A 26,476-nucleotide genomic window follows, 5' to 3' on the forward strand; every position below is an offset into this window, starting at 1 on the left:
CGATAGCGCTGCCTATTTTTCAGCAGGTCACGTTTACGGCTGTATATAGCGCTGCACAATCCGCTCATAACGGCCATCCGCTACCAATTCGCGCAGCGCATCGGCATAGGCCTGGACAAAATCAGGCCCGATTGAGCGCTTGCTGAATGCAATCTCGGCGGCATCGCTGGACACCACCACAGCCGTGGGCTTGATCCGCTCGCTGAGGCCCAGTTGCTGGATTTCGTAGGCGCCGGTGTTTTCGTCGGCAATCACCCCATCGATACGGCCCTTGCCAACCATGCGCCAAAGGTTGTTGCGGTTGGCCACCTGCACCACCCGCGCGGCAAACGCCGGATCATCCATCAGTTGTGCGTAGTCTGCGCCGTAGACCACGTTGATCTGTGCGCCCAGGCGGAATTCGCTGTGCTGCAGTTCCAGCAGCTGAGTGATGGGCCAGCGCTGCAGTGCTGGGGCATGCATAAACAGAATATTGCGTGAGGGCGGCAGCACCGGGCCGGAGAAATGCGCATAAACCTCGCGCTCTGGCCGGCGAAAGGCGCCAGGCAGAATATCCAGGCGGCCCAGCTCCAGCTCCTTGAGCGCCCGCGCCCAGGGCAGTTTGCGCAGTTTGATCTGGCAGCCCAAACGGGCCAGCGCCGCACGATTGATTTCAACGTCGATGCCAACCACCGCGCCATCCGCCGTTTGCATGCTGAACGGCGGGTCATCGTCCCAGCGCAGCGTCTTCTCACAGGTGGCTGCCGCCAGACCCGGCCAACAGGCGAGCAGCAACAGGGCAAGCAAAAAGCGGAGGCGCAGTAAGGACGAGCGGCGTACATCGACTGCAATCAAGATCATCACTCACGCGGGCACGACGGGATGTGGCCTGAGTCTAGCAGTACCTTCCGGTGATCAAGCAAGCCGCCGATTCAGGCCAATGCTAGAGGGGCGCTTAAGCTTCGATGCTGCTCCACTGCTTGCTCAGACGCTTGTCGGAGACTGGCAGCTTGGTGCCCAGCTGCTGAGCGAACAGCGAAACGCGGTACTCCTCCAGCAGCCAGCGGTACAGCACCAGCTGCGGGTCGCGTTTGCCTTCCTGGCTGTGTTTGCCCAGGCGTGCCTGGTACTGCTCCCAGTAACCCGCCAGCTCGCTGCTCCACACGCGGTCGCGCTGCACCTGGCCGGCGATCTTGTCCAAGCGTTGTTCGATTGCCTTGAGGTAGCGCGGCACTTCTTTGAGCCACTGCGCCGGGGTTTCGCGGACGAAACCGGGATACACCAGATTGCTCAGCTGCAGCTTGATGTCATTCAGCGCCATGGCCTGAGCCAGGTCGATCTTGCCTTTGAAGCGCTTCTGCAGGCCGTGCCAGAGTTTGAGGATTTCCAGGGTCAGCTTGGCCAGGCGTTCGGCCTCGCCGGTCCAGTCGCCGCGCTTACGCTCGGCCAGAGCCGCCAGGCCCGCACCGTCGCGCGGCAGCGGCTCGCTGCCTTCAAGGATGCAGCTGTCGAGGCTGGCCAGCAGAATATCCTCAACCAGCGCATCGACCCGGCCCATGTCGCGGTAAAGCAATGCCAGCTCGGTCAGCCCCGGCAGCTTGCCGCGCAGGAACTTGGCTTGATCGCTCAGTTGTTGCAACAGCAAGCGCTGCAGCGCACGGCGATGCTGAAACTCGGCTTCGGCCAGGGTCGGGAAGCGCCCTTCCTTGACCACACCCGCCTCTTCCACCAGCGCCGGGTAGACGGTCATGGACAGGCCAGCGACCTGTTGCTGGGTCTTCGCCGCCACTTCACTAAAGGCCTTGGCCTCTACCGGTTGCTGGCTCTTGGCGGTTTTCGGCAAGGCCAGGCCCGCCTGGGTCGCTTCGCTGAAACGCGCGGTCAGCTCGGCCAGGTCGCGGCCCTCGCCCAGGGGCTTACCCTGGTTGTCGACGACTTCGATATTCATCCGTAGATGGCCTTCGAGCTGCGCAGCAGACTCGGCCCAGGCTTCCTCGCTGACCCGCGTACCGGTCATACGTGTCAGCTCGCGCCCCAGGGCCTCGGGCAGGCTGCCGTCGGCAAAGCTGATCTTGCCCAGGGCGGCACCGACAAAATCCGGCACCGGCACAAAGTTCTTGCGCAGCGCCTTGGGCAGGCCGCGTACCAGGGCCATGCACTTGGCTTCCAGCAGCCCCGGCACCAACCATTCCAGGCGCTCAGGCGGCAGTTGCGGCAACAGCGGCGCAGGCACACGCAGGGTCACGCCGTCACGCGGGTGATTAGGCTCGAAGTGATACGAGAGCGGCAGGGTCAGTTCGCCCAGGCGCAGGGTGTCCGGGTACTGCGCAGCGGTGACTTCCTTGGCATCGCGGGCGAGCACGTCTTCTGCGCGCATGATCAGCAGCTGCGGATTTTTTGCGCTCTCCGTTTTGTACCAGCTGTCGAAGGTGGCGCTTTGGTAGATGTTCGCCGGTAGGCGCGCCTCGTAGTAGGCGAACAGGGTTTCCTCGTCGGCGAGAATGTCGCGACGACGTGCCTTGGCTTCCAGTTCGTCGAGTTTTTCCAGCAGCTGACGGTTGGCAGTCAGGCACTTGGCGCGCGAGTTGATTTCGCCACCGACCAGGCCCTCGCGGACAAACAGCTCACGCGAGGCCACCGGATCAATAGGACCGAAGTGCACCGCACGGCGGCCGACCACGATCAGGCCGTACAGGCTGATTTGTTCATAGGCCACGACCTGGCCGCGCTTCTTCTCCCAGTGCGGCTCCAGGTGGTTTTTCTTGATCAGGTGGCCGGCCAACGGCTCGATCCAGTCTGGCTCGATCTTCGCCACCATGCGCGCAAACAGCTTGGTGGTTTCCACCAGCTCGGCAGCCATTAGCCAGCTGGGTTTCTTGCGACCGATCACCGAGGACGGGTGCACCCAGAAGCGCCGCTGGCGGGCACCGAGGTAGTCGCCGTCTTCGGTCTTCTGGCCGATCTGGCTGAGCAAGCCAGCGAGAATCGCCTTGTGCACGGCGGCGTAGCCTTTGGCGCGCTGCGCGGCCTGGTCTTTTTCGGCCAGCTCTTTTTCTTTCTGGGCCGCTGATAGTTGTGGTCCGGCATTCCGGCGGTCCTGGGTAGTAGGCGTCTGCTCTTTAGCGCGCGGCTCGCCCCTACCCGCCTCGCTCGCCGGTTTGCCGAGCTGCAAATCACGGGTAATCAGGACCAACTGGCGATGCGCATCGCGCCACTCACGCAGGCGTAAGTAATTGAGGAAGTTCTTCCGGCACCAGCTGCGCAGCGCGCTTGACCCCAAAGCCTGGCGCTGTTCTTCAAAGCCGCGCCACAGGTTGATCAGCGCGGCGAAATCGGAATCGACGTCCTTCCACTGCGCATGGGCCTGGTCGGCAGCCTGCTGACGGTCGGACGGTCGCTCGCGCACATCCTGCACCGACAGCGCACTGGCGATGATCAGAATCTCGTCCAAGCTGCCCTGCTTCGCCCCTTCAAGCACCATGCGGCCCAGGCGTGGGTCCACCGGCAGGCGCGCCAACTGACGGCCCAGCGGCGTCAGCTGGCCTTCGCGGTTAACCGCCGAGAGTTCCTGCAGCAGGTTGAAACCGTCGCTGATGGCTTTGCCATCCGGCGGCTCGATAAAGGGGAAGGCGTCGATCTCACCGAGACGCAGATGCAGCATCTGCAAAATCACCGCCGCCAGGTTGGTACGCAGGATTTCCGGGTCGGTAAAGGCCGGACGGCCGTTGAAATCTTCCTCGCTGTACAGGCGAATGCAGATGCCCGGCTCGACGCGCCCACAACGGCCTTTACGCTGGTTGGCGCTGGCCTGGCTGATGGCCTCAATCGGTAAGCGCTGCACCTTGGCGCGGTAGCTGTAGCGGCTGATGCGCGCCGTGCCACTGTCGATCACATAACGGATGCCCGGCACGGTCAGCGAGGTTTCCGCAACGTTGGTGGCCAGGACGATCTTGCGCGCGCCCATGGGGGCAAAAATCTTCTGCTGCTCGGCCGGGGTCAGGCGCGCATACAGCGGCAGCACTTCGGTCAGGCGCAGGTTGGCCTTGCGCAGCACTTCGGCGGCATCGCGAATTTCACGCTCACCGGGCAGGAACACCAGAATGTCGCCAGGGCGTTTGCCTTCGCTCTTCTCGAAGGCGCTGATTTCATCCAGCGTGGCGAGAATCGCCTGATCCACAGACAGGTCTTCTTCGACGCGGTTGCCGTCTTCGTCCTGCTCAGCCGCCAGCGGCCGGTACCAAGTGTCCACCGGAAAGGTACGCCCGGACACTTCAACAATCGGCGCGCCGCCGAAGTGCTCGGAGAAGCGCTGCAGGTCGATGGTCGCCGAGGTGATGATCAGCTTCAGGTCAGGGCGACGCACCAGCAGGGTTTTCAGAAAGCCCAACAGGAAGTCGATGTTCAAACTGCGTTCGTGGGCTTCGTCGACGATGATCGTGTCGTACTTTTCCAGATAGCGGTCGTGCTGGGTTTCGGCCAGCAAGATGCCGTCGGTCATCAGCTTGATCAGGCTGCGTTCGTTGCTCTGGTCCTCAAAACGCACCTGATAGCCGACCAGCTCGCCCAGCGGCGTGCCAATTTCTTCCGCTACTCGGGTGGCCACGCTGCGCGCGGCCAGGCGCCGTGGTTGGGTGTGGCCGATCAGCCCATGTACGCCACGACCCAGTTCCAGGCAGATCTTCGGCAACTGAGTGGTCTTGCCTGAACCGGTTTCCCCGGCGATCACCACCACTTGGTGCGCGGCGATGGCGGCTTTGATTTCATCGCGCTTGGCGGCAATCGGCAATGCATCGTCGTAACGCATCGGCGGCACGCTCAAACGGCGCGCCTCGACCTTGGCCACCGAGGCTTCAAAGCGCTGCAGCCACTGCGCCAGCTTGGCTTCGTCCACCGGCGTCTGCTTGCGCAGCTCATGCAACTGGCGGCGCAGGCGATGACGGTCGCCCAGCAGGGTCTGGTCGAGGTTTTTCAGCAGTTGGTCAACGGCGGGCGTGGCGTCGGTCATCGTGTAATCGCGGGATGGGGTCAAGGGGACGAGCAGGAAGGCGGCGATTGTCGCATTTTTGCCTAGGGGAAAACGACCAAAGGACAGAAAGCAAAAAGCCCATCGGTGATGGGCTTTTCTACTGCGGGAGAGGGCTTAAACGGCGGACACGTCGTCAGCCTGCAAGCCTTTCTGGCCCTGGGTCACGGCGAACTCGACCTTCTGCCCTTCGAGCAGGGTGCGATGACCTTCGCCACGGATCGCACGGAAATGCACGAACACGTCCGCGCCGCTCTCGCGCTGAATAAAGCCATAACCCTTGGAATCATTGAACCACTTGACGGTGCCTGTCTCGCGCTCAGCCATTACCTGTATCTCCAGCGTGCAGTTTTTATTGTGTGGCGCGGCCTGCAGGCGAGTGCCCGGCCATCACCGAAGGCCGAGTATAAAACAGCGTTTATGCCTGAAAAGGACTTTTTGCCGGCAGGCTACAGGCCATACAGGACAAGCTATGCAGCGATATTTACGGAGAAGAAAGCAGGCAACAGGATGGGCTCACCGTGCAACGGATAACCCATCCCCGACTCAGGGCTAGTCGCGCTCAGACCACATCACGCCACCGGTGGCCCAGTCGCCCTTTTTCACTTCCTCGAAGATCACATCCACCGCGCTGGCGTCGCAGCCAAGCACCTTGGTCGAGGCGTCGGTCAGGGCTTTGGCGTACTCGCGTTTGATCTCATCGCTGCGACCTTCGAATATTTTCACCAGGAGGGTAGGCATCTAATTAATCCTCATAACGGATGAAACAGGACTGGTTAGATCGGTCACGGCGATCCGCTTGGCGCATAGGCGCGGGGCATTATCTGACCGGCAGGACAGAAATACAAAGGGCCGCATCAAGCGGCCCTTTGCAGGTACAGGCGAGATCAGCCGTGCTTGCGCCGACGCCACAACCACAGCGCCAGCACGCCGAGGGTCAGCACCAGCGGCACCAGAGCGATATTGAGGAACTTGAGCGTGCTGCCCAGGGCCTCGATATCGGCATTCAACTGGTAACGCACGTCGCGTAGCTCCTTGCGGATCGCCAGCTTCTGCTGCACGAACTGCTGCACGGCGGCCTGCTGCTCAGGCGTCAGTTCCAGGGCCTTGCTCGGATCCTGGTTCTGCTGCAGGGCGGCAAGCTTCTGCTCGGTGTCGGCCAGTTGGGTTTGCAGGGCTTGCTCCTTCTCGCGGAACTGCACCTCGGCGTCACGCTGAATGGCGTCCACCACCTCGAACGGCCGGGTGAAGCGACCGCGCGAACGCACGCTGATCAGCGCTTCGGAGCCGGCCAGGTTGTCCAGGGCGTTGATCGCGAAACCGGCGTTGTCCGCCCAGGGCTGCGGAATACGCTGACCGAAGAAGTCCTGCACCTGCACCCACATGCGGTCGGTGAGCATGTCGGTGTCGGCGACGACGATCACGTTGATATTGTCGGCCTGTTTGAGGCCGTCCTTCTGCCCTTCGATCCCCTCAGGGAAGGCCGTTTGCGCAGGACCGCTGATGCGCGCCGCCAGGGTGTAGCGCTCGCCGGTGGGTTTGAGTTCGCGAATCAGCTCTTCCGGGTTGGCCAGCATGCCGAAGCGCTTGACATCAAACGGCATGGCGTACTGCGAGCTGCGCACCAGCGGGATGAACTGGGTTTTCGCGCCGTCCAGCGGCTCCAGCATGCCGGCGGTGGCCACCGTAATGGTTTCCAGCGAGGCGGTGCTGATGTCGTCCTTGTCCAGGGCATTCTTCGGCAGGCTTAGCCAGGCTGCGTGGCGCACCGGGCGCTGGCCCTCGCCCATGCTTACCGACATGGCATACGAGCCGTCGCCAAGCACCTGATCCGGCACCATGCGCAGGCCCCAGGCCTTGAATAGCGCGGGCAGATCGGAGGCTTTGTCGATGACCATCTCGCCGGGCATTTCGGCCTGGGTATCGGCCTCGCTGAACGGGTCGACAAAGGTCAGCAACTTGCCGCCACGCAGGACGAACTGGTCAATCGCATACAAGGTCTGCTCGGGCAGCTGTTTGGGGTGGATCAGCAGCAGTACCGAAACCTTTTCAGGGATCAGGTCGACATCACGCTTGAGGCTTTCGATCTGGAACAGCTGACGAATTTCCTCGATCAGCATCCAGGCCGGTGTCGGCTGCCGCGCGGCCATGTCGAAACCACCGTTGACCTGTAAGCCAGAAAGCACACCGACCACCGGCCGCTCGGGCTTGGCCAGGCTCTGCACCAGACGGCTGAGTTCGTATTCGAGGAACTCTTCCTGATCCAGAGCGAAGAACGGGATCACCTGGGTCAGGCCTTCGGCATTCTTGCCGGCCAGGCCGAAGTAGATCGAGTCGCCGCCCTGCTGCAGCGGAATGCCCTGCAGGCCGAACTCGGCGGCTTTGTCTTCGTCCTCGGAAAACGGCGCCGGGTCGATAATCGTCAGCTTGAGCTTGTCGCCCGCCTCACGCTGATAAGCCTTAAGCATTTCCTCGACGCGCTTGGCGTAGGTGCGCAGCGCCGGCAGGTCCTTGGTGGCGGTGTCGGAGTAGAAGAAGTTCAGCTCCACCGGCTCATCCAGCTCGGCAAGAATCTGCTCGGTGCCGCTGGAGAGGGTGTAGAGCTTCTGCTCGGTCAGATCCAGACGTACGCCGCTAAGGCTGACGCTGGAGAACAGGTTGAAGGCGAGAAACGCCAGGGCAATGAGTGCAAGCCCGGCGCTGGAAACCATCAGCTTTTTCATGGGCGGCCTCAGTCAGCTTTCTTCAGGTCGATAACCACCGCTGTTGCCGCCAACCAGGCAGCAATCAGGGTGAGGAAATACAGCAGGTCGCGCAGGTCGATCACGCCCTTGCTGATCGCATCGAAACGGGTCAGGAAGCTCAGCGAAGCCACGGCATCCACCAGCCACTGCGGCGCCCAGCCACTGAAACCGTCGAGCACCATGGGGAAGCCGCTGACGATAAACAGGAAGCACACGCTGACCGCCAGGATAAAGGCGATCACCTGGTTCTTCGCCAGGGCCGACATGCACGAGCCAATCGCCAGGTAGGCACCCGCCAGCAGCCAGCTGCCGATATAGCCGGTGATGATCGCGCCATTATCCGGCTCACCCAGGTAGTTGACGGTGATGATCATCGGGAAGGTCAGCAGCAACGCCAAACCGGCAAACACCCAGGCGGCGAGAAACTTGCCAGTGACCGCGTCGAAACGGGTGATCGGCAGGGTCATCAGCAGCTCGATGGTGCCGCTCTTGCGCTCTTCGGCCCACAGGCGCATGGCAATTGCCGGCACCAGAAACAGATACAGCCAAGGGTGGAAGTTGAAGAACGGCGCGAGGTTGGCCTGGCCGCTCTCGAAGAAGCCGCCGAGGTAGAAGGTGAACACCCCGGACAGCACCAGGAAAATCAGGATAAACACGTAAGCCAGCGGCGTGGCGAAGTAGCTCGCCAGCTCGCGCTTGAAGATCACCGACAACTGACTCATACCACCTCCCCACGGGTCAGGCTGCGGAACACTTCGTCCAGCCGCCCGCGTTCGACATTCAATTCCTTGACCTGCCAACCGCGCTCCGCGATCAGCGCGTTGACCTGCGGGAAGATCACTTCACCCGGTTTGGCGAGGATGCTCAGGCTGTGTTCCAGGGTATTTTCTTCCACCCCGGCCACGCCCGGCAGCGCAGCCAGCGCGGCCTGATCGAGCGGCTCGGCAGCCACCAGGGTGACGGCCTGGTGATAACGCGAGCGGCTCTCCAGCTCCAGCGGCGTGCCGTCGGCCAGCAGCTTGCCGTGGGCGATTACCACCGCGCGGGTGCACACAGCGGACACTTCTTCGAGGATGTGGGTGGAAATGATCACGATCTTGTCGTGGGCCAGGCTCTGGATCAGCTTGCGCACTTGGTGCTTCTGGTTGGGGTCGAGGCCGTCGGTGGGTTCGTCGAGGATCAGCACCTTGGGATCATGCAGAATCGCCTGGGCCAGGCCGACGCGACGCTTGAAGCCTTTCGACAGGGTTTCGATCGACTGTTCCAGCACGGCGTCCAGCTCGACTTGAGCCACCGCTTTGGCCACCCGCTGACGCTTCTCGGCGCCTTTGAAACCTCGCACCTCGGCGATAAATTCGAGGAAGCTGCGCACCGTCATATCGCCGTAGCACGGCGCGCCTTCGGGCAGATAACCGATCTGCCGCTGGGCCTTGAGGGTGTCTTTCTGGATATCGAAACCGAGGATGCTGGCACTGCCTGAAGTCGGCGCCAGAAAGCCGGTGAGCATCTTCATGGTGGTGGATTTGCCGGCACCGTTAGGGCCGAGAAAGCCCAGCACTTCACCGGGCTTAACACTGAAGGACAGGTCGTCAACAGCCGTGTGCTGCGCAAAACGCTTGGTTAGGTTTTTTATTTCGATCATGGCCTCTCACCATTGCGGTAACAGACCCTGCTTGCAGCCGGGCAGGCGCAAGCCGGGCGCGCTTAAATGCCGGGGGAATATAAGGAGTCACGCGCAGGCAGCGCAAGCGAAGAACCGGCGGGTCATGTATCTGTTCGCTACAGCGCTGCTCGCCCAAGCGAGCAGCGCTGGTAAGGCCAGAGATTAGAGGGTGCCACGCAGGGCTTTTTCAAACAGCTGACTGTATTGCGCAGCGGTAAAGGCAATCGGGTTGGTGCCGGCAGAGGGGTCGACCTCAGCCATCTGTCCAACCTGCTCGATGCGCGCGTCATCAATGCCAATTTCGCTCAGGCTGTGCGGGATACCGACCTGCTCACGCAGCGCCATCACCCACTCCAGCACGCCCGTAAAACCTGGCTTGGCCAGGTTCAGATAGCGCACCATTTTCTCCATCTGCGGCTCGATACGTTCGCGGTTAGCAACCAGCACGTAAGGCATCAGTACTGCATTGAGCAGGCCGTGGTGGGCGTCGTACAGCGCACCGAGCGGATGGGCCAGCGCATGCATGGCGCCCAGGCCACGCTGGAATGCGGTGGCGCCCATGCTCGAGGCCACCAGCATCTGTAGCCGCGCTTCAACATCGCTGCCCTGCGCCACCGCGCGCGGCAAATACTGCTGCACCAGGCGCATGCCTTCCAGTGCAATACCTTCGGCCATGGGGTGGAACAGCGGTGAGCAGAACGCCTCCAGGTTATGCGACAGCGCATCCATACCGGTGGCGGCGGTGATCTTGGCTGGCAGGCCAAGGGTCAGTTCTGGATCAAGGATTACCAGCGCTGGCAGCATGCGCGCGTGGAAGATGATGCGTTTGATATGAGCATCATCATCGGTGATCACCGAGGCGCGGCCGACTTCCGAGCCGGTACCGGCAGTAGTCGGCACCGCCACCACCGGGGCCATGCCGGCAACATTGACGCGGTTGCAGTTGTCGCCGATGTCCTCGAAATCCCACAGCGGTCGGTCCTGACCGACCATCAGGGCGATGGCCTTGCCGGCATCCAGCGCCGAGCCGCCGCCAAAGGCGATCACCCCGTCATGCTTGCCGGCTTTGAATGCGGCCACCCCGTCCATCACATTCTGCCCGGTGGGGTTGCCCTTGATGCCATGGAACAAGCCGGCCTTGAGGCCATCGTCGCGGCAATGCAACAGCGCGCGGTCGATCATCGGCAAAGTGGCCAGGCCAGGGTCGGTGACCAGCAGCGGTGCGCTCATGCCCAGTTGCCGGCAAGCAGTCGCCAGCTCGCTGATGCGACCCACGCCGACGCGTACCGAGGTCGGGTAATTCCAGTTCATGCGGTAGTGATTCAGGTCCATGGCGCGCCTCACAACTGAGTCTTGAAGTGAAAGGATTTCGGCCGGGTAACGTGCTCGAAGCCGACGCTGGACAGGGTGCAGCCGCGCCCGGAATTCTTCACCCCGGTCCAGGCCAGCGCCGGGTCTAGGTAATCACAGCGGTTGAGAAACACCGTGCCTGCCTGCACCCGGTCAGCCAGGGCCATGGCGGCGTCGACATCACGGCTGAAGATCGCGGCCGTCAGGCCGAACTCGCTGTCGTTCATCAGCGCCAGGGCTTCTTCGTCATCTTTTACCTTCTGAACCCCAACCACCGGCCCGAAGGATTCTTCGGTCATCACGCGCATGCCATGGTGCACGTTGGTCAGCACCTGCGGCGCGAGGTACTGCGAGCCGGGATGGTCCAGGGCAAAGTCGGCCGGCACCAGATGGGCAGTGGCTCCCTGCTCAATGGCATCGTGAATCTGCCCACGGACGAAGTCCGCTGCTTCGGCACGCACCAGCGGGCCTAACGTGGTGTCCGGGTCATCGGAGCGGCCGAGTTTGTACTGTTTGACCAACGCCACCGCCTGCTCGACGAAGGCGTCGTAGAGCGATTCGTGCACATAAATGCGCTCGATGCCGCAGCAGGATTGTCCGGAGTTGAAGAACGCCCCATCAATGGTGGTTTCCACCGCGTGGGCCAGATCAGCGTCGGCCCGTACATAGGCCGGGTCCTTGCCACCCAGTTCCAGGCCGATGCTGAGAAAGCGCCCCACCGCCACCCGCTCCACCATGGTGCCGCCCGGTACCGAGCCGGTGAAGGCCACGTGGGCGATAGTCGGCGCCTGGATCAGCGCCTCGGTTTCACCGTGGCTCAAGTGCAGGTACTGGAATACTCCGTCCGGCAAGCCGGCTTCGTTAAAAGCTTCGACCATGCGTTCGGCACACAGCGGGGTTTGCGCGGAGTGCTTGAGCAGCACTGCATTGCCCGCCAGCAGCGCCGGCATCACCGCGTTCACTGCCGTCAGATAGGGGTAGTTCCAGGGGGCGATCACCAACGCCACACCCAGCGGTTCACGACGGATAAAACGGATAAAACCGGGCTTTTCCGGTACCTGGATATCGGCCAGGGCGCTCTCGGCAATGTCCGCCATATAGCTGGCCCGCTCGACAAAGCCACGCACTTCGCCTGCGGCATAGCGAATCGGCCGGCCCATCATCCAGCACAGCTCTTCAGCCAGCTGAGTTTCCTTGGCGGCGAAGGCGGCAATCGCCTTGCGACCGATGGCGATGCGCTCAGCCAGCGGGGTGGTCTTCCAGGCCTGCTGCGCCAACTCAGCCTTGGCCAGAGCAGCCTGAATTTCAGGATTGGAGGCCAGATGGCGCTCGACATACACCGAGCCGTCGATGGGAGAAATGCATTGCAGTTTGCTCATTGAAAAGACTCCATAAGCCCAATCAGCCGGGGCCGCGCGCTAGATAATTTCGAAGTAGCGATCCAGTTCCCAGTCGCTGACATGCCGGCGGTATTCGCGCTCTTCCCACTCGCGGCTGGCGGCAAAGTGCTCGACAAACTCATCGCCAAACAACTCCCGCGCCGCCGTCGAAGCCTTCAGCCGTTGCGCCGCATCCCACAGGGTGCGTGGCAGGGCCAGCTCCTCGGGGTGCTTCATGGCGTAGGCATTACCCACCACTGGCTCGGTCGGTTCCCACTGCTGCATCACCCCGTACAGACCAGAGCCGAGCGCCACCGACAGGGCCAGAAACGGATTGCCGTCGGCAGCGCCGAGGCGATATTCCTGACGCTGGGACTTGTCACTGCCGGGAATGACCCGCAACGCAGCAGTACGGTTTTCAACACCCCAGGTGGCATCGGTGGGCGCCCAGAAGCCGGGAATCAGCCGGCGGTAGCTGTTCAGCGTTGGCGCCACCATGCAGAGGAATTCCGGCATCAGACGCTGCTGCCCAGCAAGAAAGTGGCGCTGAATCTTGCTCATATTGTGCGCCTGGCTCGGGTCATAGAACGCCGACTTACCGCTGGCCAGATCACGCAGCGACACATGGATATGCCCGCTCTGCCCCGGATATTTGCCCGACCACTTGGCCATAAAGGTGGCCATCAGGCCGTTGCGCTGGGCCAGCACCTTCATAAAAGTCTTGAACAGCGCGCCCTTGTCGGCTGCGGCTTCGGCACGGTCATAGGCAATCGCCGCCTCCAGCACGCCGGGGCCGGTTTCGGTGTGCAGGCCTTCGATGGGAAAGTCCATGCGTTCGGCCATTTCCAGAATCTCGTGGTACAGCTCGGCGTGTACCGAGTTTCGAATCATCGAGTAGCCAAACCAGTCCGGGGTAAAGGGTTTGAGGTTGCGAAAACCCTTCTCGCGGGCCGACTCCGGGGTTTCATCGAACATGAAAAATTCATATTCCAGCGCAGCAAAGGCATCGAACCCCATGGCTTTGCAGCGCTCAATCACCCGGCGCAGGGTGCCGCGTGGGCAAACCTTTTCCGCTGCCTCGGCAAACTCACAGATAAACAGCAGCATGCCGTTCTCGAAGGGTAAGTCGCGGCAGGTATGCGGCAGAACCCGCACCGGCGCATCCGGGTAGCCGGTGTGCCAGCCGGTGTACTGGGCGTTGTCGTAGAGCTGGTCCTTCACGTCCCAGCCGAGCACCACATCGCAGAAGGCAAAGCCGCTGTCGAGCGCAGAGAAGAATTTGCTGCGGCTGAGGTATTTGCCGCGCATCACGCCATCGTTATCGAACACCCCAACCTTGATATGGCTGAGGCCGCGCTCTTCGACAATGCGCTTGGCATCCTGAACGGTTTTCACGTCTCGCGGATTGAGCATAAATGCACCTATCTATTGTTGTTATGGCCGACATCCGGTGTCAGTCTTGCAGGCAACAACAGCGTCTCAAGCGCATCCCAACAACCACTACACAACGCGCCCTGACGACTACCCAACGCCTGTTAGAACACCCGGCAAAAAGCTCCATCAGTGTGGTACAGGTTTGCCAAGTTGGCTGGTCAATTAGGCAAAACAACTCGCACGCGTTGCATCACAGGTGACGGCAGACACTGCTCTGCTGTAAAAGCACAGATCACCGTCCGCCGAACACTTGGCTGCATGCGCCAGGTGGCCGCCAGAAGCCATACCGGAGATTGTTTGAACCCGATGCCCCGCACCCTGCCAGCGCCCGGCCAGACTCGGCATCGCACAGCAGTTGCCGCCGCAGTGGCGCTGGTACTGGCTGCCTGGCTTGCGCCTACGGCCTGCTTGGCACGTGACTGGCTGATCTATACCCACAGCCTGGATAGCCAAGCCGTACTGATCGACGGCCAGTTACGCGGACGCGAACATGCCGGCAAGCGGGCGTTCTTTCTGGAGCTGGTGCGCGAGTTGCTGACTGATATGGCCGAGCAGCAGGCAATCCAGGAAGTGCCCTTGGCACGCGGTCTGGCGCAACTGCAACAGCGTGACGATGTGGTGCTCTTCAACCTTGCCAAAACCCCGGAACGCCTGCCGCTGGCGCACTGGGTCGGGCCCATCTGGGAAGAGACCGACTGGCTCTACGAAAACAGCCAACGGCCCACCGGTATCCACAGCCTGGAGGATGCCAAGAACCTGCCGGTGTGCGTACTCAACGGCAGCTCCCATGATGAACGCCTGACAGCCATGGCGTTCACCCAACTAAAGCGCAACAACACTTACAGCACCTGCTTCAGCATGCTCGCAGCCGGCCGGATCGCGCTGGTTGCCTCGGCTGACTCAGAGCTGGCGCAGAGGCTGCGCGAGGCGGGCGTCGCGGCCGACAAGGTGCGCCCAAGCGCCGTGCAACTGGGCCGCGATGAAGGCTTTATCGCCCTGTCCCGTGGCATGCCGGAGCAGGACATAGCGCGCTGGCGCGCTGCTTTGCAACGTGTGCAGCAGGATGGTCGCTTCCAGGCCCTGCACAATCGCTACGCGCACTGACCGAGCCGCCTGCCTGCCACGCAAAAAAATACGCCCGCATCTTGCGCTGCGGGCGTAGGTTGCAAGCAACACAGCACTAGCCGCGATAGGGCGCGCCGGCCTTGGCCATGAGTGCGTTGTACTTCTTGAAGATTTCCACCACACGGGCGCAGCGTGGGCTGGTCTTGGCGATTTCATCCCAGAACACCTGGGCTTCGGCCTCAACGGTGGCCCACTCCTCGGCCGGAATCGAGGTCAGCTGTAGCTTGCCGCCCTCAACCCGCAGTTGCGCTTCACCGCCCCAGTACCAGTGCTGGCGGTAGTAGTTGGAGCTGTCCATGCACAGTTTGAACAGGGTTTTCAGGTGCTCGGGCACCTCGGCCCATTTGTCCGAGTTGGCAAAGTAGGAACCGCACCAGGCGCCGGAGATATTGTTGGTGAGGAAGTATTTGGTCACGTTGGCCCAACCGACGGTGTAGTCCTCGGTAATGCCGGACCAGGCAATGCCGTCCAGCTCTCCGGTCTGGATCGCCACCTCGACATCTTCCCAAGGCAGGGTCACCGGGATCACGCCAAAGCGGGTGAGGAATTTACCGGCAGTGGGAAAGGTGAAAATGCGCTTGCCCTTGAGGTGCTCAAGCTTGGTGATCGGCTCGACCGTGGCGAAGTGGCACGGGTCCCAGGCGCCGGCACCGAGCCAGGTCACGCCTTTGACCTCGCCATAGGCTTCGGCCCAGATTTCATTGAGCCCGTACTGGTTGAACAGCACCGGAATATCCAGGCTGTAACGGGTGGCAAACGGAAAATAGCCACCGAACACCGAGATATCCACGGGCGCGGCGATGGAGTCGTCATCGCTTTGTACCGCATCGATGGTGCCCTTCTGCATGGCGCGGAACAGCTCGCCGGTGGGCACCAGTTGGTCGGCGTAATAGAGCTGGATTTCCATCTCGCCATTGGCGGCCTTGTTGAAGGCATCAATGGACGGTTTGATCACATGTTCGCCCAAGGCAGCGCCGGCATAGGTTTGCAGGCGCCAGACGATTTTCTTCGGCTCGGCGGCGTAGATATGCGCCGACCCTAGTGCCGTTGCCCCTGCTGCCCCGGTGGCCACCGCGGCGGTTTTCAGAAAACTGCGTCTCGTACTCATGCTGTTATCTCCAGGCTTGTCGATTCAGATGGCATACAACCGCACTGCCTGGCCCACTGGGCGCTGGCAGGGTTTTCAGAGGGGCAACCTGCACCTGATTGCTCAAAAGCCCTTGAGGATTGCGCACGGCATCAGCGGAACGGCGCCGTAGCAATCCTCACTGGCTTTGTCGGTACGACTGCGCTGGCCTACAGCTGAAATTCATGTGCTTATCCGCCGTAATGCCACTGCGGCAACCACAGGGCGATCTGCGGAAAGACCATGACCAGCACCAAGGCCAGGATCATGATCAGCACGAATGGAGTCACCGAAACGTAGATATCGCGCAGCGAGACTTCCGGCGGAGCCATGGCGCGCATCAGGAACAGGTTGTAGCCAAAGGGCGGGGTCATATAGGCGATCTGGCAGGTGATGGTGTAGAGAACGCCATACCAGACCAGATCAAAGCCCAGCGCACCGACCAGCGGGATATACAAAGGAGCGACGATTACCAGCATGGCGGTGTCATCAAGGAACATGCCCATCAGGATGAACGACAGCTGCATCAGGATCAGCACTTCCCATGGCCCCAGGCCGAGACTGTCGAGAAAGAACGCCTCAATCGCCTTGACCGCACCGAGGCCGTCGAACACCGCGCCGAAGCACAGGGCGGCGAGGATGATCCACATGAACATGCAGCTGATGCCGAGGGTCTTGCGCAGGGTTTCTTCCATCACGCTGCGGGTCAAACGCCCCTTGACCAATGCCATCAGGGTGGCCGCCGCCGCACCAACTGCCGAGCTTTCCACCAGACTGGTGATGCCCATGAGAAACAGGCCGGTCATGCAGAAGAAGATAAACAGTGGCGCAAATCCGGCTTTGAGCAGCAGCAGCTTTTCACGCCGACTGATCTGACTGCGCTCCTGCTCAGACAGCGCCGGCCCCAACTCCGGCTGTAAACGGCAGCGAATAGCGATATACAGGATAAACAGCCCGGCCATCAGCAGACCGGGAAACACTCCGGCCAGCCACAACTGGCCAACCGGCTGGCGGGCGATCATGCCGTACAGCACCAGTACCACGCTCGGTGGAATCAGAATGCCGAGGGAGCTTCCGGCCTGAATCACCCCGGTGACCATGATCTTGTCGTAACCGCGGCGCAGCAGCTCCGGCAGAGCGATACTGGCGCCGATGGCCATGCCCGCCACGCTCAGGCCATTCATCGCCGAGATCGCCACCATCAGGCCAATGGTGCCGATGGCCAGGCCGCCATTGAGCGGGCCCATCCAGACATGGAACATTTTGTAGAGGTCTTCGGCCAGCCCCGATTCGGAGAGCATATAGCCCATAAACACGAACAACGGCAGGGTCAGCAGCGGGTACCACTTCATCAGTTTCATGGCCGCACTGAAGGCCATTTCCGAACCACCATCGCCCCATAACAGCAGGGCCGCCGCCACTGCGACAAAACCAATCGCGCCAAATACCCGTTTGCCGGTAAGCAGCAGCAACATCATCGAGGAGAACATCAGCAGGGCGATCAGCTCGTAATCCATTACAGCGGTTCCCCCCGCGCAGCGGCGATGTCCTTGAACAGGGTGGCGATGGCCTGCAGCAGCATCAGGGCGATACCGATGCACATGATGATCTTGATCGGCGCCATGGGTGGCGACCACGACGAGTAACTGGTTTCGTTGTACTCAAGGGCGTACTGAGTTGAAGAAATACCGCCATAGAGCAAAAACACCAGGTAGAAAATCAGAAAGACTATGGTGATCACATCGACGACTGCACGAGTACGTGGCGACCAGTTGCAATAGAACAGGTCCATGCGCACATGAGCATCGAGCTGCATGGAATAGGCGCCGCCAAGCAGGAAGTAGGCGACCATCAGAAACTGCGCCGACTCCAGCGTCCAGGCGGCCGGCACAAAGAAGGTCTTGCTGATGGAGGAGTACAGCAGCACGCCGAGAATGGCGAAGATCAGGTACATGGCGAAGCGCCCGACAACGCGGTTGAGCGCCTCCACTGCGTGCACAAACAGCCTGATGGCCTTGGGCATACTGCACCTGCCGAATAATTGTTATTCCGAGAGCCTAGACCAAGATGGCGCAAAGCCAACCAGCGCTGACAGCGTTAGCACAAAGCACGCCAGCTCTTTTATGCAAGCAATCTCTCTCGAAATATCAGCAGCTTAGTGCGCAGCAGAAAGCCGTCCTAAACCCCGGTTAGCCCTCTAGAAAGCCCATCAGCACCGCCACGGTGCGCGCGGGGTCCTCTTCTTGGGGCACATGCCCCAGGTCGTCGAACAGCACCAGACGGCTGCCCTGGATATCGCGCTTGAAGCGCTCGGCGTTGTCCGGCGGGATCAATTCATCGCGGCCGCCCCAGATAATCAAGGTCGGCACCTTGAGCTCAGCGATGCGCGTGAAGCCCTGCCCGGCTTCGGCCTGGATAAAACGCTGACGCAAGGCTTCACGGTTGCCGGCACGCAAGGTCAGTTCGTAATACCGGTCGATCAGTTCATCGCTGACCTTGCTCGGGTCGCCATAGACGTTGCGAATGCTCGCCTCGATCATCTGCCGGGGCAGCAGGTTGGCCATCAGCGATGCAAGCGCGGGAATCTGCGCCAGGCGAAAACCGATGGGAATGGAGGTGGCATTGCGCGGGTAACCGGCGGCATCCACCAATACCAACCGTTCGACCCGCTGCGGATGGTCCAGGGCAAACTGCCAGGCCAGTTGCCCGCCAAAACTGTTGCCCGCCACCACCGCTCGCGGCACCTGCAACTGATCCAGCACATGGCCGAGAAAGGCGCTGTAGTGGCCCATGCGGTAATCACCATCGGGGAATGGCCCGGTCAAGCCAAAGCCCGGCAGGTCGAGGCTGATTACCCGACGCTTAGTCTGCAGCGCCGCCACCCAGCCTTCCCAGGTGTGCAGGCTGGCCGAGGTGCCATGCAGCAGCACAATCGGCGCGGGATCATCGCGCGGGCCCTGGTCACGCAGGTGCACCAGCATGCCGTCAACCGCCACAAACTGCGACGGTGGCAAAGCCCAGCGCGGCTTGAGGTCGGCCACGGGGCGATCAGGCGCCCAGTTCCAGGCAACCGCAGCGGCCAGGCTGATCAGCACCAACAAGACAACGGATACAGCAATCTGTGCAACACGCTTCATGGTCGATACCTGGTGACGGGGCACTGGCAATACTAGCCAACGACGCGGCGCTTGCCTGCTGAGCGCTCTGCATCAATGCGGGGTGCCCGCGTACAAGCCAAAGCGCAGACGAAAAAAAGCCCCGATGTGCCGGGGCTTGAGGAGTGTTGCGCCGTTTTACGACGCACACGATAAAACGGATATTTAGACCAGGCTGGTCAGCGCATCACGACTAAACGGCAGAATGTCCTGCTCGCGGCCATCGCGTACTTTTACCGCCCAATCCGGATCGACCAGCAGCGCGCGGCCTACGGCTACCAGGTCGAACTCCTGCTTGTTCAGGCGCTCCAGCAGGTTTTCCAGGCTGGCCGGCTGGGCCACCTTGTCGGTGTTGACCATAAACTGGAGGAACTCGCCATCCAGGCCGACGCTGCCGACGGTGATGGTTGGCTTGCCAGTCAGCTTGCGTGTCCAGCCCGCCAGGTTCAGCTCGGAGCCGTCGAACTCTGGCTCCCAGAAGCGGCGAGTCGAGCAGTGGAAGATGTCCACGCCAGCATCGCTCAGCGGCTTGAGGAACGCCCCCAGCTCTTCCGGGGTTTGCACCAGGCGTGCGGTGTAGTCCTGCTGCTTCCACTGCGAGAAGCGGAAGATGATCGGAAATTCCGGGCCCACTGCGGCGCGTACAGCCTGGATCAGTTCGATGGCAAAGCGCGAGCGCTGAGCCAGGTCACCGCCGTATTCATCGGTGCGCTGGTTGCTGCCGGCCCAGAAGAACTGATCAACCAGATAGCCGTGAGCACCATGGATTTCCACGCCGTCCATACCAATGGCTTTGGCATCCTTGGCGGCTTGGGCGAAGGCGGCGATCACTTCCTTGATGTCGTCCTGAGTCATGCCGTGCACAACCACGTTGCCTTCTTTAATCTTCTCACTCGGGCCGTAGCCTGGGACGCTGGCGTCCGGCTCGGTGCCCAGCTTGCGCACATTGCCCACGTGCCACAGTTGCGGAACGATCTTGCCGCCTTCGGCGTGTACGGCCTCGACTACTTTCTTCCAGCCGGCCAGGGCGTCTTCACCATAAAAACGCGGCACGTTCGGGTAACCGTTGGCAGCCTTGTGACCGACGGTGGTGCCTTCAGTAACGATCAAGCCAACACCGGCAGCGGCGCGGCGACGGTAATACTCGATAACCTTGCTGTTCGGCACGCCACCTGGGGAAAAGGAACGGGTCATCGGCGCCATGACCACACGGGTCGGCAGCGCCAGGTTGCCCAGGGTAAAGGGTTGGAACAGCGCTTTAACGGGATCGGTCATCATCATTCCTCTGGGCGGCGAGAGCGCCGCAACTGGTTAAAGGGAGCTTGGGATCAGGCCTGCAACAGCAGCTGCAGGCGTTGGATAAAGTCAGTCAGGGCACGAGTGTTGTTCGCCACCTTGAGCCGGGTCAGCGCGCCTTGCCAGGCATTGGCGATAAAGCTCGCCAGGTTGCGGCAATCTTCATCGGCCGGCAGCTCACCTGCCGCCTGCGCCTGTTCCAGGCAGGCCTGCAGGGTGTCCGCCGAGGCTTGCAAAATCGCATCAACCTGCGCGCCCAACGTCGGCGACAACTCGGCCATCTCGAAACTCAGGCTGCCAATAAAGCAGTGGTATTCCAGGCGTTCCTGGCGAGCGAAGTGCTCCACCAGCTCGGCGTAATAACCGAGGATGCGCTCGCGCGGACTCAATGCAGGATTGGCCAGGGCTTCGGCATAACGCGCCAGGCGTGGCTGATAGACCTGCTGCAAGGCCTGCAGGGCAAAGTCTTCCTTGCTGGCGAAGTAGTGATAGAAGGAGCCTTTCGGCACACCCGCGGCCTGGACGATTTCCTGCACACCGGCGCCGTGATAACCCCGACGGGTCATCACCTCGGCGCCTTTGGCGAGGATCAGGTCACGCTTGTCGAGTCGGATGCTGGAGTTCATGCCGGCAAGAATATGACCGGTCGTCTCGCCTCGCCCAGCACTATTGATTTGCGTGATTATTAGCAAGAAGCACAGTGGGTTTTAGAAACGACAAAGCCGCGAACAGGTCGCGGCTTTGTGGGCAGGCGTAAGCCTTAAATCAGTGCTGTACGGGCTGACTCGATGTTAGCTGCGCGCGGCTTTGATCACTTCGATATAGGGTTCGGCAAAGCGTTGATCCTGGATCAGCGCGATAAAGTCATTGCCCTGAGCATCCTTGGCATTCAGGTCGTAGCCGGCAGCGACGAAGAAGCCGACAAAGCGCTCGAAATCGTCGATACGCAGGCCGCGGTAGGCCTTGACCAGCTTGTGCAGCGACGGCGGCGTGGCATCGGCCGGTTCTACGCTGAGGAACAGCTTGATCGGCTCGTCACCAATCTCTTCGCCAATCACCTGTTTCTTGTCTTTACGCATCACTCACTCCAGCTAACCAGGCCACACGGGGGCGGCAGTGTACCTCCGGGGCGGGCAAGGGCTCAACGGATGCCGGGCAACCACAGGGTTTAACACGCGTTAAGGCTGGCGCACAGCCGACTTAGATCAACACAGCCCACCGTACTCAAACCCTATACTGCACCTATCGAGTTGGGAGTCATTATGTCGCTGCCCTTACCGCCGCTGTTCTCCGCCTGGCGCCAGACCCTACGCGCCGGCTATGGCTGGAAAAACCTGCGCAGCGACCTGAGCGCCGGGGTAACGGTGGGCATCATCGCCATTCCGCTGGCCATGGCCCTGGCAATTGCCGTCGGTGTAGCGCCGCAGCATGGTCTGTATACGGTGCTGGTGGCCGGCACGCTGATCGCTCTGTTTGGCGGCTCGCGCTTTAACGTCTCCGGGCCGACCGCCGCCTTTGTGGTGATTCTGCTGCCGGTCACCCAGCAGTTCGGCCTCGGCGGGTTGCTGCTATGCACGTTGATGGCTGGATTGATCCTGATTGCCCTGGGATTGATGCGCGCCGGGCGGCTGATCGAATTTATCCCCTACCCGGTGACGCTGGGCTTTACCGCCGGCATTGGCATTGTCATCGCTACCCTGCAGATCAAAGACCTGTTCGGCCTGCAACTCAGCAGCCAGCCGAACAACTACATCGAACAGCTCAACGGCCTGCTGCACGCCCTGCCGACCCTGCAACTGGGCGACAGCCTGGTGGCGTTGGTATGCCTGGCGACGCTGCTGATCTGGCCGCGCTGGGTGCCGAAAATACCCGGGCATCTGGTGGCGCTGACTGTCGGCGCATTGCTCGGATTGTTGCTGGAAAGCCTGCAGATTCCTGTGGCAACCATTGGCGAGCGCTTTAGCTACAACCTGGATGGCGTCGAGCACCCGGGTATTCCGCCGTTTCTGCCGAGCTTTATCTGGCCCTGGCACTTACCGGGGGCCGATGGCCAACCATTGGTGGTGAGCTTTGAGCTGTTTCGCCAACTGCTCGCCCCGGCCTTTGCCATCGCCATGCTCGGCGCGATTGAGTCGCTGCTGTGCGCGGTGGTCGCCGATGGCATGACCGGCAGCAAGCACGACCCCAATGGCGAGTTGATCGGCCAGGGCATCGGTAATCTGGTTGCGCCGTTCTTCGGTGGTATCACCGCCACCGCCGCGATTGCCCGCAGCGCCGCCAACGTGCGCGCGGGCGCTTACTCACCACTGGCGGCGATTACCCATGCCGGCGTGGTGCTGATTGCCATCCTGTTTCTCGCGCCCCTGCTCAGCTACCTGCCGATGGCGGCGCTGGCGGCCTTGCTGCTGGTGGTGGCGTGGAACATGAGCGAGCCGCGGCATGTGCGGCATACCCTGCGCATCGCCCCACGCAGTGATGTACTGGTGCTGCTGACCTGCCTGATTCTCACCGTGCTGTTCGATATGGTGCTGGCCGTGGGCGTCGGCCTGCTGTTGGCCGCCGGGCTGTTTATCAAACGCATGAGCGACCTGACAGATACCGAAGCGCTGCCCAAGCATTTTCACCAGGCGCTTAATGACCTGCCCGAACACGTGCTGGCCTACGCCATTCGCGGCCCGCTGTTCTTCGGCGCAGCAGAAAAAGCCCTGAGCGTGCTCAGACGCTTTACCCCTGGAGTGAAGGTGGTGATCGTCGATATCAGCGCCGTGCCGTTGTTGGACATGACCGCCATCGCCGCCCTGGACAATGTGCTGCGCGACTACCGCGAACAGGACGTCGCCCTGGTGCTGAGCGGACCGACGCCACAGGTACGCCTGCAATTGCGCCGCGCCGGCATCGTACGCGTCGAGGGTGAGCTGGCGTATGTACGCGACCTGGCCCAAGCCAGAGAGAAAGCGTTGCGCTGGCTAACGTCCAAGGCCGATGGGGAAAGCACGGACTAAGTAAATTGTGCGCGCATCCAGACCTGGTAGTCGGCAACGCCAGGTTCGCCTTCACGCGGTGCCCAACTGGCCTGCTCGCCCTCCCCCACTGGTTTGTAAGGTCCGGCTTTGCATTCGAAGAGAATGCTGTTGGCTTCCAGCACCACCAGAGCATGAAACACCCCAGGTGGCAGGTCGACGCCGACACACTCGCCAGCGGCCTGTAGCACGCGCTTATCCAACACCTCACCGGCGTCATCAAAGATCAGCAGCCCCAGGCGGCCTTTAAGCACCAGCAGCGCTTCGGCCTTATCCGCCGAGAGATGACGGTGCGGCGGGATGTAGGTGTCCGGCTGCAGCCCCACCGCCATGCGATGGCAAGGCTCTTCCATCTGGTGGAAGTTGTGGTGCTGGCGTTGCCGTGGGCTGGCCGCCGCTTGCTCGGCCAGAGCACCGAACAGGGTCTGATCAAGAAAGCGCGGCCCAGTCATACGTCTTACAACCCTTTAACTGCATAGATACCCGGCGCATTGCGCCAGTAGCCTTTGTAATCCATGCCATAACCAAACACATAGCGATCAACGCAGGACATACCGACGTAATCGGCTTTGAGGTCCGGGCGTGCTTTACGGTCGTGGGTTTTATCTACCAGCACGGCGATGCGCACGTTCTTGGCGCCAGCGTGACGGCAAAAATCGATGATTGCACCGAGCGTGTGCCCTTCATCGAGGATGTCGTCGATGATCAGCACGTCGCGGTCAATAAAGGAGATTTCCGGCTTGGCTTTCCAGAACAGCTCGCCGCCACTGGTTTCATTGCGGTAGCGGGTGGCGTGCAGGTAGGACAGTTCCAGCGGGAAGTTGAGCTTGGGCAGCAGCTTGCCGGAGAAGATCAGCCCGCCGTTCATCACGCAGAACACCACAGGGTTGCTGTCGGCCATCTCGCTGTTGATAGCGGCCGCCATGCTGTCGATGGCCACCTCAACCTCGGCATTGCTGTGCAGGCAATCGGCTTCGGCCATGACTTGGCGGATATGCGCGAGATCGACGGACATGCTGTTTCCTCTTGGGAGCGGGACACTCAGACCAGAAAGCTGATCGATGCGTCAAAATAAAAGCCGGCAAAGGTACGCATCTGCGTCATGCAGAGCAAGCCCCGGGAGACCAACTGCGGCAATTACCCGCAAGCCACGACACGTTAGGCGCTATTTAGCGATATTAGGCCATCTTGGCCCAGCACTTGGCATAGCCAATGCTTTAATCTAGGCCAGTTTTTTACCCGTCCTGCCGGAGACCCCGCCATGCCCATCCTCGAGATCCGCCATCCGCTGATCCGTCACAAACTCGGCCTGATGCGCCGCGCCGATATCAGCACGAAGAACTTTCGGGAGCTGGCTCAGGAAGTCGGTGCACTGCTGACCTATGAAGCGACCAAGGATCTGCCCCTGGAAAACTACGAGATCGAGGGCTGGTGCGGCACCGTGCAGGTTGAAAAAATCTCTGGCAAAAAAATCACTGTGGTGCCGATCCTGCGCGCCGGCATCGGCATGCTTGAAGGCGTGCTCAGTCTGATTCCAGGGGCCAAGGTCAGCGCGGTCGGCGTAGCACGCAACGAGGAGACGCTGCAGGCGCACACCTACCTGGAAAAACTGGTACCGGAAATCGACGAGCGCCTGGCGATGATCATCGATCCCATGCTCGCCACCGGCGGCTCGATGGTCGCCACCATCGACCTGCTGAAAAAAGCCGGCTGCAAGGAAATCCGCGCCATGGTCCTGGTCGCGGCGCCGGAAGGCATCAAAGTGGTCAACGATGCGCACCCCGATGTGACCATCTATACCGCCTCCATCGACCAGCGCCTGAACGAACACGGCTACATCATTCCCGGCCTCGGTGATGCCGGCGACAAGATCTTCGGCACCAAACAGAAGGATGCGTAAGCATGCAGGATGAGTACAACGATCCACTCTGGCGTCAGGGTATTTCCGGCGCGCAGATGCTGTTTGTGGCCTTTGGCGCCCTGGTGCTGATGCCGCTGATCACCGGCATGGACCCCAACGTGGCGCTGTTCACCGCGGGTATCGGCACCCTGCTGTTCCAACTGGTAACCGGTCGTCAGGTGCCGGTATTCCTGGCCTCCAGCTTTGCCTTTATCGCACCGATTCTCGCTGCCAAAGGCGAATTTGGACTACCTGCCGTGCTCGGCGGCATCGTTGCATCGGGCCTGGTGTATATCCTGCTCAGCGCCGTGGTGCGGGTTAAAGGCGCGGGCTTTATTGACCGCCTGCTGCCGCCGGTGGTGATTGCCCCGGTGATCATTTCCATCGGCCTGGCACTGTCGCCAGTAGCAGTGAACATGGCCATGGGCAAAGCCGGCGATGGCAGCGCGCAGTTGGTGCCGTATGAAACCGCCATGCTGATTTCCATGTCGGCGCTAATAACCACCGTACTGGTGGCGGCCATGGGGCGCGGCTTGCTGCGTCTGGTGCCGATCCTCGCGGGGATCATCGTCGGCTGCATCGTCGCGGCGTTCTGCGGGGTGATCGACACCAGCAATATCGCGGCCGCACCCTGGCTGGCGATTCCGGCGTTCGTGACGCCTGAGCTGCACTGGGGCGCGATCCTCTACATCGTCCCGGTCGCTTTGGCTCCGGCGATCGAGCATATCGGTGGCGTGGTAGCGATCGGCAGCGTGACCGGCAAAAACTTTATCAAGAAGCCTGGCCTGCACCGTACCCTGCTTGGCGACGGCCTGGCCACCTCGGCCGCTGGCATGTTCGGCGGCCCGCCCAACACCACCTATGCGGAAGTGACCGGCGCGGTGATGCTGACCAAGAACTACAACCCGAAGATCATGACCTGGGCGGCCTGCTTCGCCATCGGTCTGGCCTTTGTCGGCAAGTTCGGCACCGCGCTGCAGAGCATTCCGGTACCGGTGATGGGCGGCATTCTCTGCCTGCTGTTCGGCTCCATCGCGGTGGTAGGCCTGAATACCCTGATCCGCCATCAGGTCGACCTGTCGGAGGCGCGCAACCTGATCATCGTGTCGGTGACTCTGGTGTTCGGCATCGGCGGCATGGTAATCGGCAACAGCGACTTTGCCCTCTCCGGCATCTCGCTGTGCGCCATCTGCGCCCTGGTGCTTAACCTGGTGCTGCCAGGCGGCCAAGGCTGGCGCAGCAAGACCGTGCTGGAAGAGCCAGACCTGTAACTCGCACCCAC

General features: G+C 61.4%; 23 protein-coding genes. 4 read left to right on the plus strand and 19 right to left on the minus strand.

The window, feature by feature from the left end; translation table 11 throughout:
* Window positions 1–33: 33 nt before the first annotated feature.
* The 10 genes from HCI85_RS15145 to HCI85_RS15190 form a co-directional block, all read right to left on the minus strand.
* Window positions 34–840, minus strand: coding sequence for a substrate-binding periplasmic protein (locus HCI85_RS15145; protein ID WP_167145623.1), 807 nt, complete (start codon window positions 838–840; stop codon window positions 34–36).
* A gap of 94 nt (window positions 841–934) precedes the next feature.
* Entirely contained in the window at window positions 935–4,984 is a 4,050-nt protein-coding gene (hrpA, locus tag HCI85_RS15150; RefSeq protein ID WP_167145626.1) for an ATP-dependent RNA helicase HrpA, read from the minus strand.
* 135 nt (window positions 4,985–5,119) lie between these two features.
* Entirely contained in the window at window positions 5,120–5,329 is a 210-nt protein-coding gene (locus HCI85_RS15155; RefSeq protein ID WP_090251540.1) for a cold-shock protein, read from the minus strand.
* Between the two features lie 225 nt (window positions 5,330–5,554).
* Entirely contained in the window at window positions 5,555–5,743 is a 189-nt protein-coding gene (locus tag HCI85_RS15160) for a 4-oxalocrotonate tautomerase (protein WP_090251538.1), read from the minus strand.
* Between the two features lie 146 nt (window positions 5,744–5,889).
* Window positions 5,890–7,725 (minus strand): GldG family protein, encoded by a 1,836-nt coding sequence (locus HCI85_RS15165; protein WP_090251535.1) that lies wholly within the window; start codon window positions 7,723–7,725, stop codon window positions 5,890–5,892.
* 8 nt (window positions 7,726–7,733) lie between these two features.
* Window positions 7,734–8,468 (minus strand): ABC transporter permease subunit, encoded by a 735-nt coding sequence (locus HCI85_RS15170; protein WP_167145628.1) that lies wholly within the window; start codon window positions 8,466–8,468, stop codon window positions 7,734–7,736.
* The gene (locus HCI85_RS15175) at window positions 8,465–9,388 is read right to left on the minus strand and encodes an ABC transporter ATP-binding protein (RefSeq protein WP_090251530.1); all 924 of its coding nucleotides are present in this window, start codon (window positions 9,386–9,388) and stop codon (window positions 8,465–8,467) included. Before HCI85_RS15175 ends, HCI85_RS15170 begins: the two co-directional genes overlap by 4 nt.
* 183 nt (window positions 9,389–9,571) lie before the next feature.
* Window positions 9,572–10,741 (minus strand): iron-containing alcohol dehydrogenase, encoded by a 1,170-nt coding sequence (locus HCI85_RS15180; protein ID WP_167145630.1) that lies wholly within the window; start codon window positions 10,739–10,741, stop codon window positions 9,572–9,574.
* A gap of 8 nt (window positions 10,742–10,749) precedes the next feature.
* The gene (locus tag HCI85_RS15185) at window positions 10,750–12,138 is read right to left on the minus strand and encodes an aldehyde dehydrogenase family protein (protein WP_167145632.1); all 1,389 of its coding nucleotides are present in this window, start codon (window positions 12,136–12,138) and stop codon (window positions 10,750–10,752) included.
* A 39-nt stretch (window positions 12,139–12,177) separates the two neighbouring features.
* Window positions 12,178–13,551 (minus strand): glutamine synthetase family protein, encoded by a 1,374-nt coding sequence (locus HCI85_RS15190; protein WP_090251523.1) that lies wholly within the window; start codon window positions 13,549–13,551, stop codon window positions 12,178–12,180.
* 327 nt (window positions 13,552–13,878) lie between these two features.
* Here HCI85_RS15190 and HCI85_RS15195 point away from each other — a divergent pair, with 327 nt between their 5' ends.
* Window positions 13,879–14,676 carry a substrate-binding periplasmic protein gene (locus tag HCI85_RS15195; protein WP_167145635.1) on the plus strand — a complete coding sequence of 266 codons (798 nt, stop codon included), beginning with the start codon at window positions 13,879–13,881 and terminating at the stop codon, window positions 14,674–14,676.
* A gap of 76 nt (window positions 14,677–14,752) precedes the next feature.
* Here the strand turns inward: HCI85_RS15195 and HCI85_RS15200 are convergent, their stop codons facing one another.
* The 7 genes from HCI85_RS15200 to HCI85_RS15230 form a co-directional block, all read right to left on the minus strand.
* Window positions 14,753–15,805 (minus strand): TRAP transporter substrate-binding protein, encoded by a 1,053-nt coding sequence (locus tag HCI85_RS15200; protein WP_160088285.1) that lies wholly within the window; start codon window positions 15,803–15,805, stop codon window positions 14,753–14,755.
* 209 nt (window positions 15,806–16,014) lie between these two features.
* On the minus strand, window positions 16,015–17,340 hold the full coding sequence (locus HCI85_RS15205) for a TRAP transporter large permease (protein ID WP_167145637.1): 1,326 nt from the start codon (window positions 17,338–17,340) through the stop codon (window positions 16,015–16,017).
* Window positions 17,340–17,846, minus strand: coding sequence for a TRAP transporter small permease subunit (locus HCI85_RS15210; protein ID WP_167145639.1), 507 nt, complete (start codon window positions 17,844–17,846; stop codon window positions 17,340–17,342). The genes HCI85_RS15205 and HCI85_RS15210 overlap by 1 nt, the downstream gene beginning before the upstream one ends.
* A 166-nt stretch (window positions 17,847–18,012) precedes the next feature.
* On the minus strand, window positions 18,013–18,960 hold the full coding sequence (locus tag HCI85_RS15215; RefSeq protein WP_167145641.1) for an alpha/beta fold hydrolase: 948 nt from the start codon (window positions 18,958–18,960) through the stop codon (window positions 18,013–18,015).
* A 183-nt stretch (window positions 18,961–19,143) separates the two neighbouring features.
* Entirely contained in the window at window positions 19,144–20,253 is a 1,110-nt protein-coding gene (locus tag HCI85_RS15220; RefSeq protein WP_167145642.1) for an NADH:flavin oxidoreductase, read from the minus strand.
* A gap of 53 nt (window positions 20,254–20,306) precedes the next feature.
* Window positions 20,307–20,900 (minus strand): TetR/AcrR family transcriptional regulator, encoded by a 594-nt coding sequence (locus HCI85_RS15225; protein WP_167145643.1) that lies wholly within the window; start codon window positions 20,898–20,900, stop codon window positions 20,307–20,309.
* A gap of 165 nt (window positions 20,901–21,065) precedes the next feature.
* Window positions 21,066–21,353 carry a PA4642 family protein gene (locus HCI85_RS15230; RefSeq protein ID WP_167145644.1) on the minus strand — a complete coding sequence of 96 codons (288 nt, stop codon included), beginning with the start codon at window positions 21,351–21,353 and terminating at the stop codon, window positions 21,066–21,068.
* Between the two features lie 183 nt (window positions 21,354–21,536).
* On the opposite strand from HCI85_RS15230, the gene dauA reads away from it, so the two are divergent.
* Window positions 21,537–23,276, plus strand: a complete 1,740-nt coding sequence (gene dauA / locus HCI85_RS15235) for a C4-dicarboxylic acid transporter DauA (RefSeq protein WP_176600643.1) — start codon at window positions 21,537–21,539, stop codon at window positions 23,274–23,276.
* Here the strand turns inward: dauA and HCI85_RS15240 are convergent.
* Both HCI85_RS15240 and HCI85_RS15245 read right to left on the minus strand, forming a co-directional pair.
* On the minus strand, window positions 23,273–23,746 hold the full coding sequence (locus HCI85_RS15240; protein ID WP_167145645.1) for a WbuC family cupin fold metalloprotein: 474 nt from the start codon (window positions 23,744–23,746) through the stop codon (window positions 23,273–23,275). The two genes, dauA and HCI85_RS15240, sit on opposite strands and share 4 nt — an antisense overlap.
* 5 nt (window positions 23,747–23,751) lie before the next feature.
* The gene (locus HCI85_RS15245; RefSeq protein ID WP_160088301.1) at window positions 23,752–24,309 is read right to left on the minus strand and encodes a hypoxanthine-guanine phosphoribosyltransferase; all 558 of its coding nucleotides are present in this window, start codon (window positions 24,307–24,309) and stop codon (window positions 23,752–23,754) included.
* A 246-nt stretch (window positions 24,310–24,555) separates the two neighbouring features.
* On the opposite strand from HCI85_RS15245, the gene upp reads away from it, so the two are divergent.
* Window positions 24,556–25,194, plus strand: a complete 639-nt coding sequence (upp, locus tag HCI85_RS15250; RefSeq protein ID WP_108487097.1) for a uracil phosphoribosyltransferase — start codon at window positions 24,556–24,558, stop codon at window positions 25,192–25,194.
* A 2-nt stretch (window positions 25,195–25,196) separates the two neighbouring features.
* Window positions 25,197–26,465 (plus strand): uracil-xanthine permease family protein, encoded by a 1,269-nt coding sequence (locus HCI85_RS15255; protein WP_160088305.1) that lies wholly within the window; start codon window positions 25,197–25,199, stop codon window positions 26,463–26,465.
* Window positions 26,466–26,476 lie beyond the last annotated feature (11 nt).

Source organism: Pseudomonas sp. OTU750018 (assembly GCF_011636575.1).
Lineage (GTDB): Bacteria > Pseudomonadota > Gammaproteobacteria > Pseudomonadales > Pseudomonadaceae > Aquipseudomonas > Aquipseudomonas peli.

Coding starts and splice junctions, on each gene's coding strand:
- HCI85_RS15255 (WP_160088305.1), top strand. CDS start 25,197: ATGCAGGATGAGTACAACGATCCACTCTGGCGTCAGGGTATTTCCGGC.
- hrpA (WP_167145626.1), bottom strand. CDS start 4,984: ATGACCGACGCCACGCCCGCCGTTGACCAACTGCTGAAAAACCTCGAC.
- HCI85_RS15210 (WP_167145639.1), bottom strand. CDS start 17,846: ATGCCCAAGGCCATCAGGCTGTTTGTGCACGCAGTGGAGGCGCTCAAC.
- HCI85_RS15190 (WP_090251523.1), bottom strand. CDS start 13,551: ATGCTCAATCCGCGAGACGTGAAAACCGTTCAGGATGCCAAGCGCATT.
- HCI85_RS15230 (WP_167145644.1), bottom strand. CDS start 21,353: ATGCGTAAAGACAAGAAACAGGTGATTGGCGAAGAGATTGGTGACGAG.
- HCI85_RS15165 (WP_090251535.1), bottom strand. CDS start 7,725: ATGAAAAAGCTGATGGTTTCCAGCGCCGGGCTTGCACTCATTGCCCTG.
- HCI85_RS15200 (WP_160088285.1), bottom strand. CDS start 15,805: ATGAGTACGAGACGCAGTTTTCTGAAAACCGCCGCGGTGGCCACCGGG.
- HCI85_RS15195 (WP_167145635.1), top strand. CDS start 13,879: ATGCCCCGCACCCTGCCAGCGCCCGGCCAGACTCGGCATCGCACAGCA.
- HCI85_RS15180 (WP_167145630.1), bottom strand. CDS start 10,741: ATGGACCTGAATCACTACCGCATGAACTGGAATTACCCGACCTCGGTA.
- HCI85_RS15170 (WP_167145628.1), bottom strand. CDS start 8,468: ATGAGTCAGTTGTCGGTGATCTTCAAGCGCGAGCTGGCGAGCTACTTC.
- HCI85_RS15240 (WP_167145645.1), bottom strand. CDS start 23,746: ATGACTGGGCCGCGCTTTCTTGATCAGACCCTGTTCGGTGCTCTGGCC.
- HCI85_RS15155 (WP_090251540.1), bottom strand. CDS start 5,329: ATGGCTGAGCGCGAGACAGGCACCGTCAAGTGGTTCAATGATTCCAAG.
- HCI85_RS15220 (WP_167145642.1), bottom strand. CDS start 20,253: ATGACCGATCCCGTTAAAGCGCTGTTCCAACCCTTTACCCTGGGCAAC.
- HCI85_RS15215 (WP_167145641.1), bottom strand. CDS start 18,960: ATGAAGCGTGTTGCACAGATTGCTGTATCCGTTGTCTTGTTGGTGCTG.
- HCI85_RS15185 (WP_167145632.1), bottom strand. CDS start 12,138: ATGAGCAAACTGCAATGCATTTCTCCCATCGACGGCTCGGTGTATGTC.
- HCI85_RS15160 (WP_090251538.1), bottom strand. CDS start 5,743: ATGCCTACCCTCCTGGTGAAAATATTCGAAGGTCGCAGCGATGAGATC.
- HCI85_RS15245 (WP_160088301.1), bottom strand. CDS start 24,309: ATGTCCGTCGATCTCGCGCATATCCGCCAAGTCATGGCCGAAGCCGAT.
- HCI85_RS15225 (WP_167145643.1), bottom strand. CDS start 20,900: ATGAACTCCAGCATCCGACTCGACAAGCGTGACCTGATCCTCGCCAAA.
- HCI85_RS15205 (WP_167145637.1), bottom strand. CDS start 17,340: ATGGATTACGAGCTGATCGCCCTGCTGATGTTCTCCTCGATGATGTTG.
- upp (WP_108487097.1), top strand. CDS start 24,556: ATGCCCATCCTCGAGATCCGCCATCCGCTGATCCGTCACAAACTCGGC.
- HCI85_RS15145 (WP_167145623.1), bottom strand. CDS start 840: ATGATCTTGATTGCAGTCGATGTACGCCGCTCGTCCTTACTGCGCCTC.
- dauA (WP_176600643.1), top strand. CDS start 21,537: ATGTCGCTGCCCTTACCGCCGCTGTTCTCCGCCTGGCGCCAGACCCTA.
- HCI85_RS15175 (WP_090251530.1), bottom strand. CDS start 9,388: ATGATCGAAATAAAAAACCTAACCAAGCGTTTTGCGCAGCACACGGCT.